Here is an 18205-nt window from a genome sequence, read left to right as displayed (position 1 = left end):
TGACATTTGTGATTGTCTCAGATAGCAAAACCTAAAAATAATTACACTTTAATGACCATATACAGTTAAAATTAATCGACAGTGACAACGGGGCAGTGTTTCATTAACTGCGTATCGTTTTATTCAACAACTCAAGGACTTGAGCTAAAATTATGTTGAATCAACAACTCAATAATTATCATCATGTTGTCGCCATTGGTGGCGGACATGGATTAGGCCGTATTCTAGCTGCATTATCTTTTTTAGGCCCAAGATTAACCGGCATTGTTGCCACCACTGATAATGGCGGTTCTACCGGACGACTTAGACAGGATCAGCAAACTATCGCGTGGGGCGATTTACGTAATTGTCTTTCACACCTTGCATCACGGCCTTCGTTAGGTTCGATGTTGTTTGATCATCGCTTCACCGGCGACAATGAACTTTCTGGCCATAACTTAGGTAACCTGGTGTTACATGCACTCGATCAGCTTTGCGTAAGACCTCTTGAAGCTGTTAATTTAATTCGAGGTTTACTTAAAATTGAAACCCAAATTATCCCTATGTCTGAAGCCTCGACTCACCTTGTTGCGCTGTCCCATTGTGGTAACAAAGTGTTTGGAGAACTCAACGTTGATGGCATGAGTGAGGCACCGATTGCTTTATCATTAGAGCCCGAAGTAGAAGCCACTTTTGAAGCATGTAGCGCCCTAGCAAAAGCGGATTTAATTATTATTGGTCCAGGCAGTTTTTTAACCAGTATACTTCCACCTTTATTACTGCCACAAATTGCCAAGAGCATTCGTGACTCGAACGCACATGTGATGTTAATTGATAACTTAACCGCGGAGTACTCACCTGCAAGTACTTTTAGTATTGAAGATAAAATTGCTTGGTTTAATCAGGTAATAGGTAAAAAAGTCATTGCTGATGTTATTCAGCATGGTAAAGAAATTGATCTTTATCACTCAAATATCGACGGTGTTCGTTTTAATTGTTTCCCATTAGTCAGTCAACATCATCCTGGGCTTCATGATAAATTGGCATTAGCGGCAGCGATTGGCCAAGTTTGTGACTTACACCATAAACCGGTTGACTGCATAGCCTAAGTTCAAGTGGCCTTTGTTGCTGAGTTTGAGTGACCTTGTCATGTCACTATAAAAAGGCATAAAAAAGGGCTACTTAAAGTAGCCCTTTTTGTGTCTCATGCATTCAATGCTAGATAACTTGTGCAATCGCCTTACATACTGCAGCCATATTATTTTTTGTTAAGCCTGCGACGCTAATACGACCAGAACCGACAATATAGATAGCAAACTCATCTTTTAAACGAGCCACTTGGCTTTTGTTTAAACCAGAAAAACTAAACATACCATTTTGGCGCGAGATAAAACTGAAATCTTGTTGTACGCCTTCAGATTTTAAACTCTCAACAAACAAAGTGCGCATTTCGGCAATACGTTCACGCATCAGAGTTAATTCGGCTTGCCATTCTTGACGCAGTGCAGCATCAGATAAAATGGTGCTAACGATTAAGCCACCGTGTGCCGGAGGATTAGAATAATTTGCGCGAATGGTTTTTTTAATTTGGCTAAAACTTGTCACTGCATCTTGTTGAGTTTCTGCAACTATAGTTACCGCGCCTACACGCTCATTGTATAAACCAAAGTTTTTAGAAAACGAATTAGCAATTAATAACTCTGGTACCACAGCGGCAACGGCACGCAAACCTTGAGCATCTTCTTCAATACCAGCGCCAAAACCTTGGTAAGCAAAATCAAATAACGGCAATAATGATTTTTCTAAACAAATATTAGCGACTTGTTGCCACTGCTCCAACGATAAATCGATACCGGTTGGGTTATGACAGCAACCATGGAGTAATACCACGTCACCAACATTTGCAGTGGATAAATCGGCTAACATCGCATCGAAATCCATATCGTGGCTTTCAGCTTTATAGTAACGATATTCTTTAACCGTTAATCCAGCTGTTTCGAAAATATTTTGATGATTGGCCCAAGTAGGATTACTGACCCAAATGGTGGTTGACCCAGTATTTCGAACTAAAAATTCTGATGCTACTCGTAACGAACCTGTTCCACCTGGGGCTTGAGCTGTAACCGCACGTTTATCAGTAATAATAGTGCTCTGAGGTCCAAACAATAATTCTTGAACGACCTGATTATAGGCTTGCACACCTTCAATACCCAGGTAGTTTTTTGTCTTTTCGGTTTCAAGTAAAATGGCTTCAGCTTTTTTTACAGAAGATAGAATCGGCGTTTGCCCTGCTTCGTCTTTATAAATACCTACCCCTAAATTAACTTTGTGAGGCCGAGTATCAGCTTTGAAAGCATCTGTTAAGCCTAAAATTGGGTCTGCTGGAGCAAGCGTGACTTTAGAAAAGATCATTACTACTATCCTAAGTGAAGTGGATGGACAAAATTTATTTAGTTATACCACTGTATGCAAGCGCTGAGTAGTGAGACTTTTAATAGTTGCGACAAATTTGATAATAAATTACATATTCATCAAATTTAAGCCCATTTATTATCATTATTATCAACATTAAGGTTTAGTAAAACCGAATATAATCAGCCTAACTAGACACTTGTTATAGGTACGTCTTTAAAAATCACTCACAGGCCAGTATTTAATGCCTCACTTAACTGATTAATAAAAAGCCCAGTATTACGATTAATTAATATCAATGGCTACATTTATATAAGCGTGAGATACCAAGGTAAAATACACATAAATGTGATTTGGGTGAGTGATTATTGCAGATATTAAAATTGTTACAGGCATAAAAAAAGGAACCCGAAGGTTCCTCTTTTTAAGCGACAAACTAATTACTTAGTTTAACGCTTCTTTTGCTTTTTCAACTAAAGTTGCAAAAACAACTTTGTCGAAAACAGCGATGTCAGCCAAAATCTTACGATCGATTTCAATAGACGCCTTTTTCAAGCCGTTAATGAAACGGCTGTAAGACAGACCATTTTGACGAGACGCTGCATTAATACGTGCAATCCATAACTGACGGAATTGACGTTTTTTCTGACGACGGTCACGGTAAGCATATTGACCAGCTTTAGTAACTGCTTGAACAGCAACACGGTAAGTACGGCTACGAGCGCCATAATAACCTTTAGCTAGTTTAAGTACTTTCTTGTGACGAGCACGTGCGGTTACACCACGCTTAACTCTTGGCATTTTCTATCTCCTAAATTAAGCGTATGGTAGTTGACGCGCGATTGCTGGAACGTCAGATTTAGCAACTAAACATTTAGCACGTAAGTGACGCTTACGCTTAGTGCTTTTCTTGGTCAAAATGTGACGTAAGTGTGCTTGCTTGCGCTTGAAACCATTAGCGGTTTTCTTAAAACGCTTCGCTACACCCTTGTCTGTTTTCATTTTAGGCATTTCTAAAACTCCGCATTGGGACGTTAATAAACGTAAGGCGAGCAAAAGCCTCAAGAGACTTTTGCTACTTTAGGTTGCCCTACTATTTCTTTTTAGGTGCTAGCACCATAATTGCTTGACGGCCTTCCATTTTCGGGAAAGATTCGACAACCGCATATATTTCCAAATCAGCCTTGATACGGTTCAAAAGATCCATACCTAGGTTTTGGTGTGCCATTTCGCGACCACGGAAACGCAGCGTAATTTTCGCTTTGTCACCATCTTCCAGAAAACGAATCAGGTTGCGTAGTTTTACCTGATAGTCGTTTTCATCAGTGCCAGGACGGAATTTAATTTCCTTAACCTGGACCTGTTTTTGCTTCTTTTTTTGTTCCTTTTGAGCTTTCGCTTTATCAAAAAGGAACTTACCGTAGTCCATTATACGACAGACAGGAGGCTCAGCATTGGGACTGATCTCTACTAGATCAACTCCGGCTTCATCTGCAACGATCTGAGCTTCTTTTATAGTTAATATACCAATTGGCTCACCATCTAAACCTGATAAACGGACTTCAGGTACACCAGTGATTTCATCATTGATTCTATTAGGGGCTGGCTGTCGCCCTGCTGTTCTTTTGATCTTTATGACCTATTCCTCCAACAATTTGAGACTACGGAGCGAAATCTGTTGACGTATCATCGCGGCGAAATCTTCTAGTTTTAACTTGCCTATATCGATACCGTCACGTGTACGCACCGCTACTTCCTTATTTTCCATTTCTTGATCACCAACGACCAATAAATAAGGCACACGTCTAAGTGTGTGTTCGCGTATTTTAAAGCCTATTTTCTCATTCCTCAAGTCAAAAGATGCTCGAATACCCTGTTCTTTAAAGAATTTAACGATTTCTTCAACATAATCAGCTTGTTTGTCGGTAATATTCATTACAACAACTTGCATTGGAGCAAGCCATGTTGGGAATTTGCCGGCGTATTCTTCTATCAATATACCTATGAAACGTTCTAAAGAGCCTAAAATAGCACGATGGATCATTACTGGCGTCTGGCGACTGTTGTCTTCTGCGACATAAGTAGCACCTAAACGAGTCGGTAATGCATAATCGAGTTGTACTGTACCACATTGCCATGCACGATCTAAACAGTCATGCAAAGTAAATTCGATTTTCGGGCCATAAAATGCACCTTCGCCCGGTAATATTTCATATTTAATATTATTATTGGCAAGCGCTTGCTTTAAAGCATCTTCTGCTCGGTCCCACATATCGTCATCGCCAATCCGTTTTTCAGGACGCGTAGACAATTTAACCACGATATTTTCAAAACCAAATGTCGCGTATGTGTCATATACCATTTGAATACATGCACTAACTTCTGCTTGAACTTGGTCGTCAGTACAGAAAACATGTGCATCATCTTGTGTAAAGCCGCGTACGCGCATTAAACCATGAAGAGAACCCGATGGCTCATTACGATGACAACAACCAAACTCAGCCATACGTAACGGTAAGTCACGATAAGATTTTAACCCTTGGTTAAAAATCTGCACATGACCAGGACAGTTCATTGGCTTGATTGCGTATTCACGGTTTTCACTGTTAGTGGTGAACATGGCTTCGGCGTATTTATCCCAGTGGCCAGAACGTTCCCATAACACTCGATCCATCATAAGTGGACCTTTCACTTCTTGATAAGTGTATTGGCCTAACTTTTGACGAATGAACTTCTCGAGTTCTAAAAATATGCTCCAACCATCGTTATGCCAAAACACCATTCCTGGCGCTTCTTCTTGCATATGGTACAAATCTAATTGTTTACCAATTTTACGGTGATCGCGCTTAGCCGCTTCTTCTAGACGGACTAAATGTGTTTTGAGCGCTTTTTTGTCTGCCCATGCTGTACCGTATATACGTTGCAACATTTTATTGTCAGAATTACCACGCCAATATGCACCTGCCACGCTCATTAACTTAAAGTTTTGGCAAAAACGCATGTTTGGTACATGAGGGCCACGACACATGTCGATGTATTCTTCATGGTGATAAAGCGCTGGTGTTGCATCTTTACTGATGTTGTCATCAAGAATCGCAATTTTATACTCTTCACCGCGAGCGGTAAATGCATCACGAGCTTCTTGCCAAGAGACAACGTTTTTGACCACATCGTAGTTAGTTTTTGCAAGACTAAGCATGCGTTTTTCTAAGGCTTCAATGTCTTCATGGGTCAGTTTATGGTCTAAATCGATATCGTAATAAAACCCGTTGTCGATTGTGGGACCAATCGCCATTTTAGTTTCAGGCCACATTTGTTTGATCGCGTGACCAAGTAAATGCGCACAAGAATGGCGAAGGATTTCAACACCTTCTTCGTCTTTAGCCGTAATAATAGCTAATTCAGAATCTGCAGTAATTAAGTCAGTTGCATCTTTCAGTTCACCGTTAACGCGGCCAGCAATACACGCTTTTGCTAAACCAGGGCCGATGTCTAATGCAACATCAAGAGTCGAGACAGGCGTAGCAAACTCACGTTGGCTACCATCAGGCAGTGTAATAATAGGCATTAAATTTCCTTTTCCAGTGGTGACCCACACGTAGGGCCACATGGTAATTAAGTATGTTCTATTTGAACGAGAAACACGTTAATGAAATCAAGACAGTACAGGAGTCTTAGTTACCCAAAAACGTAATCGTTTATTTTATGCGATAAGCGCTTTAGCACGCAACCACACAATAGTGATTTAGTGATAAAATTCAGGTTTTATGCAGGAAAATAAGGTTAATACAAGCTATTGCAGGGTTAATCAAAAAAACCATTTTTAAGATTATTGACGGATATCACCAAGCATAAGAAAAATAATAGTCTATAGCCGCTATAATGAATGATATAAATTCACCACACAAATATTTGAAATAAAATACTTTATAAATAAAATTGTAAGCTTAACTTTATTTTAAATGAATTAATTTTTAACCATGAGAATCAATCTTATGGATGATCCAAATGTTGAAATGCTCACTATACTTATTAAAACGAGTTAGTCAGTGAGGAGTACTCGCTATGAGATTACTTTCGCGTGTCATCAGTTGCCCCCACTGCGGGCATCATCAACATGTTGCTTTAGATACCAGTTCTGGTGATCAAGAATATTACGATAATTGCCGTATGTGCTGCAATCCGATATATATTCGGATGCATCTTGATGATAATCGTAAAATGATAGAACTTCATATCGACGCTGACGATGAACAAATTTACTGATCGATGATGGCTTGCATAAAATGAAGCAAGCCATATCGTTTTAACAGCTTATGCAAGTTGCTTTTTTGCGAGCACTCTTTCGACCGTATCAACGATCACTTGAGTTTGGCTGTCAATTTCGATATTGATTGTGTCACCAACACCGTATTGATTTAGATTGGTTAGTTTTAACGTTTCAGGAATTAAGTGCAAAACAAACCCACTGTCATTGACCTTTCCTACGGTTAAACTACAACCATTAATTCCCACAAAACCTTTATAGAAAATGTAGTTCATCCACTGCGGATCAACTTGGAGTTCTATATTATAATGTTCAGCGGTATTGCTAACCGCTTTAACTGTCGCCAAAGTATGCACATGACCAGATAGTATATGTCCACCTATTTCGGTTCCAAACGTCAACGAACGTTCTATATTCACTGAGTCACCAACCTGGGTATTGCCTAAGTTAGTCACGGCTAATGTTTCTTCCATTACATCAAAAAAAACCTTATCATTTAGTATCTTGGTTACCGTAAGGCAAACACCATTATTGGCTACGCTAGCACCTGTCACTAATCCTTGTGTTAACGCTGGTGTCATAGCGACTTCAAAGGTTTTAAGGCCGGTCGCATTGTTAATTGATACCACTTCACAAGTGGCTTGAACTATACCAGTAAACATAATTCTCTCGTTCCGTTATAGGTTTTTTAATGAATAATACAGGGTTTCAAATATCACGCTTAATCAAATTGGCGCTGCCAGTGCTGATAGCACAAGTTACACAAACCATGATGGGCTTTATTGATACTGTCATGGCTGGTCGCGTCAGTGCCGTCGATATGGCTGCTGTTGCGGTAGGAACCAGTCTTTGGTTACCGGCAATCTTATTCGTTCAAGGTTTATTAATGTCTTTTACGCCTGTCTTTTCTCAACATCATGGGGCGAATAATCAGCAAGCCATTCCCAAAATACTGTTTCAGGCAGGATATATTGCCATAATTGGCGGTATTGGTGTGATGTTCTTTCTTGCATCTTCTACTTATTTACTCGATTTAATGCATTTAGAACCTAAACTGCATGAATTAACGGTTGGATATATAGATGCTATTTTATGGGGAGCTATGCCGTTTGTCTTGTATCAAGTGCTTCGTGGTTGCAGTGAGGGGATCTCTTATACAATGCCAACCATGGTTATCGGATTTATTGGTTTAGCCGTCAATATACCGGCCAATTATGTGTTTATCTATGGCGGTTTTGGTATTCCTGCAATGGGTGGTGCCGGTTGTGGCGTCGCTACCGCACTGGTGTTTTGGGCAATGCTAGCGGCGATGATTATTTATATGTTGGTTGATAAAACCTTTAAAGAACTTAAACCGTTTCAACAGTTTTATCGTCCGCACTTGGCGAGCATGTGGTCGATGATTAAACTGGGAATGCCAATTGCCTTGGCATTATTTTTTGAAGTGAGTCTATTTGCCGTGATCGCGTTATTTCTTGCCCCATTAGGCGCTAATGTTGTTGCAAGCCACCAAATCGCGCTTAATTTCTCTTCAATCATATTTATGCTGCCACTATCTATTGGTATTGCGGTCTCCATTCGTATTGGTTACTACCTTGGCCGTGGACAACCTGAAATATCGGCTCTTGTGGCCAAAGTAGGATTAGGTTTGTCTTTATCATTAGCCGTGTTAACCGCCCTACTGACAGTGATGTTTAGGCATGAAATAGCCTTGTTATACAATGACAATCCTGAAGTGGTTGCTTTAGCGGGTAGCCTAATGATGTTAGCTGCATTTTATCAAATCTCAGACTCAATCCAAGTTGTCGCAGCTGGTGCACTCAGAGGTTATAAAGATACTCGAAGTGCATTTTACATTACCTTGTTTTCCTATTGGTGTGTTGGTATGACTACCGGATATGTATTGGGCTATACCGATATGATTCGACCATCAATGGGGGCTCATGGATTTTGGATTGGATTAATTGCAGGATTAACATCAGCAGCAATTCTGTTTGCAATTAGGTTAAAGTACATTCAAAAGAAAGGCTTGGTATTTAGCCAAATAGGGTAATAACTGTAAATTATCAACGTTAAGCATGTAATTTTGCTTAACGTTGAAGCAAGTTGCACAGCAAATCACCATTTAGGCATAAATATGTTTTTTTTGCTTGCAAGCAGTAGGCTATCCAACTTACTATAGCGGCCGCTTTGAAGCGAAATGTTTTGAAGTGATACTGTAGTAAACAATACACCCGTAGCTCAGTTGGTTAGAGCACTACCTTGACATGGTAGGGGTCGGTGGTTCGAGTCCACTCGGGTGTACCACTCTTCTCAAAGAGTCTAAACATTGAAAATCATATAATACACCCGTAGCTCAGCTGGTTAGAGCACTACCTTGACATGGTAGGGGTCGGTGGTTCGAGTCCACTCGGGTGTACCATTTCTTGCTTTATCTCCTCGTTTTAAAAGACTTTTTCAAGTCAGTCATATTACTAGAATTAACCAACCCTTTACCAAATCTGATTAACCTTGTGACAATTTGTATTTTTTGATCTGCAGATTTATAGGGTTTCCTTGCATTATAAATTGGTAATTAGCAGTATGTAGATATAAAAAAGGCACAAATCACTAACGAGCTAAATATGTTTGTACAAGGTGTTTTGAAAACAACCTTTAATACTATCCTCATCTCCCCCAGCTTTGATTCTTAGGCCGTTAGTTAATCCTGTTCAGCCAAAAAACAGTCAAATTATTTGTCTTGTATGCTAATGGACATTCAATAACGTTGATACTCATGAGTCTATACACTTAGAACCCCGATTGTTGACTAAGATGATTTATCTACAGTCAAAAATCGGTCTAAGCAAGCATGAGCGACTACAAGTAAACTCATCTATGAAATTCTCCAGCGTTCAATCTTTAAACTGGATAATAAGATTATATTGGTCGCTTAACCTGATAAGCAGCTCTTTACTCATGGATACAGATTTAATGCTTTGTTGCTCACTATGCTTTGCCATATCACTAATGGCGACAACGCTTCGACTTATTTGTTCAGAAACGACCGATTGCTCTTCTATTGCTGTTGAAATTTGTGCATTTAAACCAGCTATTGCCGAAACTACATTGGTAATATTTTCGAAGGAATCACCAGTTGCATTAGCTAAAGCAACACATTTTTCCGATTGTTCATTACTTGAATTCATTGCTTTAATGGCTAGAATGGACTCCCCCCTTAACTCACCTAAAAGTTGACCAATCTCATTGGTTGATTGTTGAGAACGCATTGCTAGCGCCCTAACTTCATCGGCTACAACCGCAAATCCTCTTCCTTGTTCTCCCGCTCTTGCCGCTTCAATAGCCGCATTTAGTGCTAGTAAATTAGTCTGATCAGCAATACTGCTAATTTCACTAAGAACAGCTTCAATTGATTTAGTACCTTTAACTAAACGATCTATTGAATGGTCTACATTACTAAGTTGCTTTGATAACTCCTCAATAGCGGCAACCGTTTGAGTAACAATTTCTTGCCCTTTATTACTGCTATTTAAACCTTGCTGGGAAGATTGCGCAGCTCTACTTACAATACGAGCGACTTCTTGTATTGTTGAAGACATTTGATTAACCGCTGTCGCAACTTGATTGGTTTCACTCGTTTGTCTATTTAAGATGTTTTTAACGTCTTCGCCGCAATAAGAGGAGTCCTGCGCCAAGGCTGTCACTTTTTCTGAATCGTCAGATACTCGACCAACTACCGCACTCAATTCTGCTTTACGCATTTTTAAAGCTAATTCTATGATGCCGGTTGCATCGTTATTACCTGAATATATGAAGCTCATTAGAGGATTATCAAACACAGCTTTTGCCGTTTTAACCACGCGAGAATATTTAGTCCTCCATGAGGAAAAAATAATTATTCCACAGAGTGATACAGCTAAATTTGGTAAAGTAAACCACAATGAACTGTTTGCAAAAAATAAGGAACTTAAGGATAGCGCCATAAGAATGATGAATATAATTTGCACCCATAATGTTGAGTCTTTACTGAAGCTAATTTGCTTAAAGGGTTTACCCGCTGCAATTTTTCCGTATACAGAATCTGCTCTACGTTTTACATCACTGTCTAAATAAGTACGCACAGATTGATATTCAAACGTTTTACCCGTTTTGTCTTTTATTGGTGTTACAAAAGCATTTACCCAGTAGTAATCACCATTTTCACATTTATTTTTAACGGGTCCCATCCAGGAATTTCCAGCTTGAATATAGCTCCACATGTCTTTGAATGCCGCCTTAGGCATATCGGGGTGCCTGACCATGTTATGTGGCTTACCCATCATTTCATCTAAAGAAAACCCAGAGATATCACAAAAACTTTTGTTGGCGTACTTTATGTAACTGTTCAAATCTGTTGTAGAAAGGAGAATTTCGCTAGGCGAAAAAGTTTGTTCTTTACTCATGTAAGTTACTCATTAGTTAGTTTGTGTGAAATGTTTACTGTGGCAATGCTTTCAGGCGTCTTTTACAAGCAGTGAAATAATATTTTCAGATGTGAGTGGCTTACTAAAGTAGTAGCCTTGACCATAATCACAGTTAATATTGAGGAGATGTTTGATTTGTTCCTCGAGTTCAATTCCTTCAGCCGTTACCATTAGATTTAAAGAACTCCCCAGCGATACAATGGTATTAACCAAAACCACTTTGATTTCATTGAAGTTGTTATTATTGATCCCGCTAACGAAAGACTTGTCGACTTTTATAGATGTAATAGGATAATTAGCTAAATACTGTAGTGATGAATAACACGTGCCAAAGTCATCTAACGCTATACCAACGCCTATTTTCCTTAAATTCGCTAATGCTTGATCTAACATTAGTGAGGGCTCAATCAGTGTTTGCTCAGTAAGCTCTATCTCTAAACAACGTCCATCTAATTGATACGTTTCTAAAAGTTTTTCAATGGAACGTGAGAATGTCGGATCTTTCATCTGGTAAGGAGATATGTTTACCGCAACATGAAGCTCTTTTCCTGTTAAATCCTGCCAGTGCTTGATTGCTTCAAGGGAAGTTTTTAACACAAAATCGCCGACCTTATTTATAAGGTTTTTTTTCTCGAGAATAGGAATGTAATCTTCTGGAACTAAATGACTGAAGCGAAAATTGTTCCATCGCAGCAATGCTTCAAAACCAATTATATTTTGAGATTTGATTTCGAATTTTGGTTGATAAACAAGGTAAAATTCATTATTTTCATAAGCTTGCTGCAAAGCTATTTCTAATGCGTAGTATTCAGCTGTCTGAATAAACATCGCATCCTCAAAATACGAATAAGAGCTTTTACCCAAACTTTTTTTCGCATCATACATAGCGAGATCAGCATTGCGAATTAATTGATCACAATTACGCCCACAGTCCGGATAAATGCTTATGCCAATACTCGCGCCAATTTGTACACTCTTTCCGTCGATAGGCTCAATGCATTCAATTGCGAGTAATATTTTTTCAACTATATTGGTCAGTGACTCACTATGAATAATGTCAGGTATGATAACCAGGTACTCATCGCCACCAAGTCGACCAATTGTATCTTCGACTCGTAATAAGTCTCTAAGTACATTTGCAATACAAATAAGTAACTTATCGCCGAATTCATGACCGTGGAGGTCATTGGCCTTTTTGAAATGATCTAAGTCGATAAACAACACACCAAATTTATTATTACTTAGATTTGCCCGACTAATAGCTTGGTCCAGTCTATCGTTTATTAGTTTCCTATTTGGTAAGTTGGTCAGTAAATCATAATTAGCTTGATGTATTAACTTCGCTTCATTTTGTTTCTTCTCTGATATATCCCGAATAACGGTAATAGCCACTTTGCGATTATTCAGCTCTGCTAGATTCAAACTTATCTCAACTGGAAATTCTTTTTCCTGCTTATTTAGTGCATATAATGTCTTTCCGAGCCCCATCATTCTCGCGCTCGAATGGTTGAAAAAAAGTGCTATTTTCTCGTGATGATTAACAAACCTTTTCGGCATGAGTGTCGCAATGTTTAATTTTACAAATTCACTTTTTGAGTAACCAAAAAGGTCTTCTGCACTCTTATTCACTTGAGAGATAACTCCGTCTCTATCGGAAATTATCATTGCATCAGGAGATGATTCTAAAAGCTTGTTTGACCATGCAAGTTGGCTCGATACTGCTTGTTTTTCATTTGTTATATACCTCTGAAATGTATAAAAAACTATTAACAAACATGATGCCAGTAAGACTAAAATGAGTAATTCAATACGTAAATATTCTAATGAACCGTTATAAGACGTTTGTGTAATATTGTTAGCTTTACTTTCAGCCGTATTTGTCAAAAATTCTAACTGCTTATTAATTTTTTTTATGTTTTGCGTATTTTGTTGTAGCTGGTTAAGTAATAAACTCTTTTCTTCATTAAGTCTAATTCTAGCAATAATTTGTTCTCTGACAGAGAGCCAATCTAAGTAAACACGTTTAACCGTATCTACCCTACTTTTATCTCCAACAAATTCTTTACCCAGTAGGTCAAATGCTCGATTAACTTGATTATCATAATGGTCATTTTGACTAGCTATATTTTCCAGTCCGTGCTTGTTAGGAATGTATATTAAATCAACTAGTGACAGTTGACTTAAAAGCGTATGTTTCCTTATGTCACTAACTGCTTGTGCGACGCGACTATAATTATTGAATGACTTATTTAAGGTGATTACACTCTTTGTGTACAATAAAAATATAGAAAACGTACAAGCAAGTGCTAAGATCAAAAAAACGACTATATATTTCATATTTCTTTTTTTTGCTAAGACACATTCAGAGCTTTTTTCACTTTTAATTTTATAAGCCATTGAAATAACCTCATTAAATTTAATGTTTACAATCAGCACATTGAAAAACTGATCGAAGACTTTAAAAATAAGCTCAATCTTTGCTGCTGTTTTATATTATTTACAGCCACCTATAACTGTTAAAAAATATTCATTCACCAGTATAACTTTGCCGCGCAATTATTTAGCTATAAGATAATATTCTTTATTACTAGCTGCCATTATTGCTGTAGAACTTATTTTAAGCGGCTAGGCCTGGCGAAAAGTGTTACTCTTAACTTAAAGATGCGTCGTCACTTCGCACATGATATTTGCATATGTAAACAACCATATAGCTGATCATCTCATCATTGCCTGCCGGTTCATACCGTAGATCACCATAACGTTGTAACAACTAATTCATATCCATTCTGCTCCTTTTTGAAAACGCGGAAAGACCCAATTTTCAGTGGCTTGATGAACTAATTTAGTGACTAAACTTATAAAGGAAACACACAACCCCTTATCATTGGCATTGCATTTTTTTAGAGTAGTTATGTTAGTAACTTAACTATAACAATACACTCAAAAAAACATCCAAACTATTATTTTTAAGGGATAAAATTCATATTGCGATTTTTGTATGATTACTAACATTATGGTTTGTAGGGTTTGTGTAGCTCAAACTGTTATAATTGCGTAATTTGTATGCCACAGTAACTTTATTTGCTGTAGATTATTGGCATATTATATTCATTCAATTAGAAAATATTAGTTTCTAGTGCGTTGTATCCAAAATGAAGTACGTTGAGTGTAATAGTATTGATGTCTATATTGATAATTTAAATGGACTGGACGTAGAAGCAACGCAGGTTGGTAGTGGACGTTTTTTTAGCACAAATAGAAATGTTAAGCTCCCGCTGATTGAAATCAACCATTGGCGTATTAATACCAGCATCTTATATCATGGAGCTTTAGCACAGGATAAAATTTATCTCTCTTTCCCCATAGAAAGGGAATCACAAATAATAGATGGCAAGGTTTTCGGTAGCGACTCTATTTTAGCCGTTTTACCCGACGAAGATCTATTGGTTCTTCATCCTAAACTTGTTGAAACAATGGATTTTTTAATCCCTTTGGCAGTATTGCAAGATTACTATAAATACCAAAACCTTACTGATACTTTACCATCATTAAAAAACCTGAGAAATAAAACTACATTTTCAAATATTGAGAATTTAAAAATAAAACAGCTTATTAATTATACGTTAAGTGTTATTGACCAAGTAAGCCAATGGAATTATCTGGCCGCAGTAGACGCTCAGGATACGATTTTAGTAAACATATTAGAAATTTTGGGTGAATCTGGTGGCAAAAAGGTAATTTGTAGTTCAAAACATAGAGTCGTTGTTGTTAAACGGGCGTTAGCTGCTATCCATAAAGAACCTAAATCCAATTTAACTATCGTAGAATTATCTAATATCTGCTTTTGTAGTATAAGAACTTTAGAATATTCCTTTAAGTCTATCCTTGGATGTTCACCCAAGGCTTATCTTATAAAAAGAAGACTAAACCTTATTAAGCATGAAATAAAATGCAGTCCAGAGAAAAGTATTAGTAGAATCGCTATCGATTTTGGGGTAGTTAATGCAGGAAGATTTTCCAATGACTATTTTATGTATTTCGGCGAGTACCCTTCGGATACACGGAATAAATAATATCAACTGCCATAGGCTCATTTTATGGCAGTGCAGACTTTGCCAATAATGATATAAGTTAGGCCCTGTATGCAGTGGCACACTAATTATGTGCCACTTAACTAGAGATGAGTATGTTCTTTACTTTATGTGCAGCTGCTATTGTGAAAAGCTATCACCCGAGAGCAAAGTCAGTATGCTTAAGATGGTAATGTACTGACCATTTACTTTTGACCAACGTGGATCGTACGCTTACCAAAGCTTTCACCATTAAGTAGACCTATGAATGCATTTGGGGCATTTTCTAACCCTGTGATAATCTCTTCTCGATATTTAATCTTGCCGCTTTTAACCCAAGCAGTCATCTCTGTCGCGAAATCAGGATACAGATGGCCAAAATCATCAAAAATAATGAAACCCTGCAGTTTTATTTTCTTGCGCAGGATCTGCCCCATCAGCCAGTTCATCCTGTCTGGCCCCTCTGGCAAATTGGTAGCATTGTATTGCGATACCAGCCCGCAAAGTGGGATTCGGGCGTTCGGATTCAATAGCGGAATAACAGCATCAAGGACCTTACCACCGACACTTTCAAAATAGACATCAATGCCCTTTGAGCTCACCTTAGCAAGTTGGACGGCAAAGTCAGCAGCCTTGTGGTCGATGCAGGCGTCAAAGCCCAACTCGTCTACTGCATAGGCACATTTTTCCGCACCGCCCGCAATTCCAACCACATGGCAGCCAAGTAGCTTGCCAATTTGACCAACAGTGGCACCGACAGGACCGGTCGCAGCTGCCACAACAATGGTCTCGCCTGCTTTAGGTGCACCAATCTGCTTCAGGCCAGCCCAAGCAGTAAACCCAGGCATGCCTAAAATACCGAGCGCCCATGAAAGATGCGACGAAGACTTACCGAGGTTAGTAAGCCCAACGCCATCAGACACAGCATAGTCCTGCCAACCATTGTAACTAAGCACAAAGTCGCCTGGAGCAAAGCCATCGATATTGGAATCAACAACTTGAGACACTGTGCCGCCTATCATCACCTCGCCTAACTCGACTGGGTCGGCATAAGATGGTGCATCGCTCATCCGCCCCCGCATATAGGGATCAAGCGAAAGGAACTCAGTCCGCAGTAGCATTTGTTGGTCGCCAGCAACAGGGATGGCAGTCTCAATCAAAGTTAACGTGTCTTCCGTAGGCTCGCCTGAGGGACGTTGGCTAAGAACCCATTGTCGATTCGTTGTGTTTGTCTGTGTCATGTTCTATCTCCTTTAAAGTGACGCTTCGAGAATCCGGCGCACATCAGTTGGGGTGATGTCTTTATGTTCGCCAAGAGCCGTCATCCCATGTTCCTGCAAGGCACTAACGATAAGTTCAATTTCTGGGGCGGCAATATCGTAGTCGCTTAAGTGAGTCTTAATGCCTAGTTGCTCAAAGAATGCACGCGTAGCATCTATCGCAGCGTCAATTCGTACGGCATCAGAACCTTCGTTGATCCCCCAAACATTACGAGCATATTGCAGTAGTTTTTCGTGCTTGTGGCCGCGCTGATCATTCAATAATGACGGCAATATCACTGCAAGTGTACGGGCGTGGTCGGTATCATTGAGCGCGGTAATCTCATGTCCGATCATGTGAGAAGCCCAATCTTGTGGCACTCCGGCACCGATTAATCCATTCAAGGCCAGCGTGGCGGTCAACATCAAACTTGCGCGGATGTCATAATCTTCTGGTGTCTCTAGCGCTTTAGGGCCAAGCTCAATAATGGTGCGCAGTAGAGACTCGGCAAAACCATCCTGTACGTGTGCGCCGCTGGGGTAAGTCAGATACTGCTCGACGATATGAACAAAGGCATCTACTGCACCATTGGCAATCTGACGAGCAGGCAGCGTATAGGTAAGCTCAGGATCGAGAACAGAAAAAATTGGGTAGCAATGTGGACTTCTAAAAGGAAGCTTGGCGACCTTCTCAGGGTTAGTGATCACTCCACCATTATTCATCTCTGATCCTGTTGCTGGCAGTGTTAGCACAGTACCAAACGGCATAGCCTCGGTCACTTTTGTACTGCCAGCAGTAAGAATTTCCCAGGGGTCACCGGCATAAAGCGCCGCCATGGCAATGAATTTAGTCGCATCAATAACAGATCCACCACCCACGGCAAGCAAAAAGGTGATGTCGTTATCAGCGATTGCTTTAACGGCATTAAGGGTAGTGGCATAACGAGGATTTGGCTCTATACCGCCGAACTCGACTAATGTGCGATCAGCTAGTGCTGTTCGTACTTGTGTTAACACGCCGGTCCGTTCTGCGCTGCCGCCGCCATAGATAATCAATACTTTAGCATCTGCTGGAACATGATCGTTCAGGTCTGCGATGCGGCCTTTGCCAAAGAGGATTTTTGTGGGGTTATGAAAGTCAAAGTTTTTCATATTAGGATTCCTTCTGATTAAATGTGAAGGCGTACGCTTATGCTGACATACGTCGATTTTTCTGTGTCTAGTATTCGAATACCGGTAAACCTGATGACAAATATACTGGAAGGGGTTGCGCTCCCAGCCATTACAAAAAGACTTAGCAACAACATCGTAAATAGCGCTATTTTGCCAATAATGGTAATAGCCTAGATGGAATAAAATGCGTTGATCATATTCACTTACTTGATGTTTACATTGTTATTCTTTACTAAATGGCCAACTATAATTAAATGAGTAAATTACTTAAAGTAACCACTTGGATATGTCAATACGATATTTAAATATAAAACTCTTCATTACCTATGATTTAAGACATTTATATTTAGAGATAATATTTAAATATATTTTCAGCATGAAGCTAACCATATTAAAACAAGCTGATCAAAATCACTGTTAGTGCTGTGCTTTAAATAAACCAAATTATATTTTACTGTTTAGTTACACTAACATACCAATGTTAGCCTTTCCAATTAGGCCAATAAATCTTAATAATTGTAAACAGTTCAGACTAAAAGGATGTAATTGAGTACATTCAGTTAACAATACTAACGATTGAGA

14 protein-coding genes and 2 tRNA genes are annotated in these 18205 nt (G+C 39.1%); 6 read left to right on the top strand and 10 right to left on the bottom strand.

The features are described 5' to 3' along the window. Positions 1-152 precede the first annotated feature (152 nt). On the top strand, positions 153-1088 hold the full coding sequence (gene yvcK, locus GW828_RS09605; protein WP_124014863.1) for a uridine diphosphate-N-acetylglucosamine-binding protein YvcK: 936 nt from the start codon (positions 153-155) through the stop codon (positions 1086-1088). Between the two features lie 109 nt (positions 1089-1197). Here the strand turns inward: yvcK and GW828_RS09600 are convergent, their stop codons facing one another. From GW828_RS09600 to thrS, 5 genes are all read right to left on the bottom strand, one after another. Beyond that, the gene (locus GW828_RS09600; RefSeq protein WP_182697353.1) at positions 1198-2391 is read right to left on the bottom strand and encodes an amino acid aminotransferase; all 1194 of its coding nucleotides are present in this window, start codon (positions 2389-2391) and stop codon (positions 1198-1200) included. 444 nt (positions 2392-2835) lie between these two features. Beyond that, on the bottom strand, positions 2836-3192 hold the full coding sequence (gene rplT / locus GW828_RS09595; RefSeq protein ID WP_025823422.1) for a 50S ribosomal protein L20: 357 nt from the start codon (positions 3190-3192) through the stop codon (positions 2836-2838). A gap of 15 nt (positions 3193-3207) precedes the next feature. Beyond that, complete coding sequence (rpmI, locus tag GW828_RS09590) at positions 3208-3402, bottom strand: 50S ribosomal protein L35 (protein WP_011496149.1); 195 nt, start codon at positions 3400-3402, stop codon at positions 3208-3210. A gap of 82 nt (positions 3403-3484) precedes the next feature. Further along, complete coding sequence (gene infC, locus GW828_RS09585) at positions 3485-4027, bottom strand: translation initiation factor IF-3 (protein WP_124014861.1); 543 nt, start codon at positions 4025-4027, stop codon at positions 3485-3487. Positions 4028-4030: 3 nt separating this feature from the next. Next, the gene (gene thrS / locus GW828_RS09580) at positions 4031-5959 is read right to left on the bottom strand and encodes a threonine--tRNA ligase (RefSeq protein ID WP_124014860.1); all 1929 of its coding nucleotides are present in this window, start codon (positions 5957-5959) and stop codon (positions 4031-4033) included. Between the two features lie 497 nt (positions 5960-6456). Here thrS and GW828_RS09575 point away from each other — a divergent pair, with 497 nt between their 5' ends. Next, on the top strand, positions 6457-6657 hold the full coding sequence (locus GW828_RS09575; RefSeq protein ID WP_124014859.1) for a CPXCG motif-containing cysteine-rich protein: 201 nt from the start codon (positions 6457-6459) through the stop codon (positions 6655-6657). A gap of 48 nt (positions 6658-6705) precedes the next feature. On the opposite strand, the gene GW828_RS09570 is transcribed toward GW828_RS09575, so the two are convergent. After that, entirely contained in the window at positions 6706-7320 is a 615-nt protein-coding gene (locus GW828_RS09570) for a riboflavin synthase subunit alpha (protein WP_124014858.1), read from the bottom strand. A gap of 29 nt (positions 7321-7349) precedes the next feature. Here GW828_RS09570 and GW828_RS09565 point away from each other — a divergent pair, with 29 nt between their 5' ends. From GW828_RS09565 to GW828_RS09555, 3 genes are all read left to right on the top strand, one after another. After that, positions 7350-8711: an MATE family efflux transporter gene (locus tag GW828_RS09565; RefSeq protein ID WP_124014857.1), complete on the top strand. Its 1362-nt coding sequence runs from the start codon at positions 7350-7352 to the stop codon at positions 8709-8711. A gap of 177 nt (positions 8712-8888) precedes the next feature. Then, positions 8889-8965, top strand: a tRNA-Val gene (locus GW828_RS09560). Between the two features lie 38 nt (positions 8966-9003). Continuing rightward, positions 9004-9080, top strand: a tRNA-Val gene (locus GW828_RS09555). Positions 9081-9552: 472 nt separating this feature from the next. On the opposite strand, the gene GW828_RS09550 is transcribed toward GW828_RS09555, so the two are convergent. After that, positions 9553-11100, bottom strand: coding sequence for a methyl-accepting chemotaxis protein (locus GW828_RS09550; protein ID WP_273058076.1), 1548 nt, complete (start codon positions 11098-11100; stop codon positions 9553-9555). A gap of 51 nt (positions 11101-11151) precedes the next feature. Further along, entirely contained in the window at positions 11152-13518 is a 2367-nt protein-coding gene (locus GW828_RS09545; protein WP_182756366.1) for a sensor domain-containing protein, read from the bottom strand. 755 nt (positions 13519-14273) lie between these two features. Here GW828_RS09545 and GW828_RS09540 point away from each other — a divergent pair. Then, positions 14274-15194: a helix-turn-helix domain-containing protein gene (locus GW828_RS09540; RefSeq protein ID WP_273058077.1), complete on the top strand. Its 921-nt coding sequence runs from the start codon at positions 14274-14276 to the stop codon at positions 15192-15194. Positions 15195-15397: 203 nt separating this feature from the next. Here the strand turns inward: GW828_RS09540 and GW828_RS09535 are convergent, their stop codons facing one another. Then, a complete protein-coding gene (locus GW828_RS09535) occupies positions 15398-16432 on the bottom strand; it encodes an NADP-dependent oxidoreductase (protein WP_273058078.1) in 1035 nt (344 codons plus the stop codon). A 12-nt stretch (positions 16433-16444) separates the two neighbouring features. Beyond that, a complete protein-coding gene (locus tag GW828_RS09530; RefSeq protein ID WP_273058079.1) occupies positions 16445-17602 on the bottom strand; it encodes an iron-containing alcohol dehydrogenase in 1158 nt (385 codons plus the stop codon). Positions 17603-18205 lie beyond the last annotated feature (603 nt).

The sequence above is a fragment of the Shewanella vesiculosa genome (assembly GCF_009994065.1).
GTDB lineage: Bacteria > Pseudomonadota > Gammaproteobacteria > Enterobacterales > Shewanellaceae > Shewanella > Shewanella vesiculosa.
Note: the sequence above shows the minus strand (reverse complement) of the source record. Positions and strands in the feature narration are given on the sequence as shown.

What these genes read in the sequence shown, in the direction of transcription:
- yvcK (WP_124014863.1), top strand. Translation starts at nt 153, where the DNA reads ATGTTGAATCAACAACTCAATAATTATCATCATGTTGTCGCCATTGGT.
- GW828_RS09600 (WP_182697353.1), bottom strand. Translation starts at nt 2,391, where the DNA reads ATGATCTTTTCTAAAGTCACGCTTGCTCCAGCAGACCCAATTTTAGGC.
- rplT (WP_025823422.1), bottom strand. Translation starts at nt 3,192, where the DNA reads ATGCCAAGAGTTAAGCGTGGTGTAACCGCACGTGCTCGTCACAAGAAA.
- rpmI (WP_011496149.1), bottom strand. Translation starts at nt 3,402, where the DNA reads ATGCCTAAAATGAAAACAGACAAGGGTGTAGCGAAGCGTTTTAAGAAA.
- thrS (WP_124014860.1), bottom strand. Translation starts at nt 5,959, where the DNA reads ATGCCTATTATTACACTGCCTGATGGTAGCCAACGTGAGTTTGCTACG.
- GW828_RS09575 (WP_124014859.1), top strand. Translation starts at nt 6,457, where the DNA reads ATGAGATTACTTTCGCGTGTCATCAGTTGCCCCCACTGCGGGCATCAT.
- GW828_RS09570 (WP_124014858.1), bottom strand. Translation starts at nt 7,320, where the DNA reads ATGTTTACTGGTATAGTTCAAGCCACTTGTGAAGTGGTATCAATTAAC.
- GW828_RS09565 (WP_124014857.1), top strand. Translation starts at nt 7,350, where the DNA reads ATGAATAATACAGGGTTTCAAATATCACGCTTAATCAAATTGGCGCTG.
- GW828_RS09550 (WP_273058076.1), bottom strand. Translation starts at nt 11,100, where the DNA reads ATGAGTAAAGAACAAACTTTTTCGCCTAGCGAAATTCTCCTTTCTACA.
- GW828_RS09545 (WP_182756366.1), bottom strand. Translation starts at nt 13,518, where the DNA reads ATGGCTTATAAAATTAAAAGTGAAAAAAGCTCTGAATGTGTCTTAGCA.
- GW828_RS09540 (WP_273058077.1), top strand. Translation starts at nt 14,274, where the DNA reads ATGAAGTACGTTGAGTGTAATAGTATTGATGTCTATATTGATAATTTA.
- GW828_RS09535 (WP_273058078.1), bottom strand. Translation starts at nt 16,432, where the DNA reads ATGACACAGACAAACACAACGAATCGACAATGGGTTCTTAGCCAACGT.
- GW828_RS09530 (WP_273058079.1), bottom strand. Translation starts at nt 17,602, where the DNA reads ATGAAAAACTTTGACTTTCATAACCCCACAAAAATCCTCTTTGGCAAA.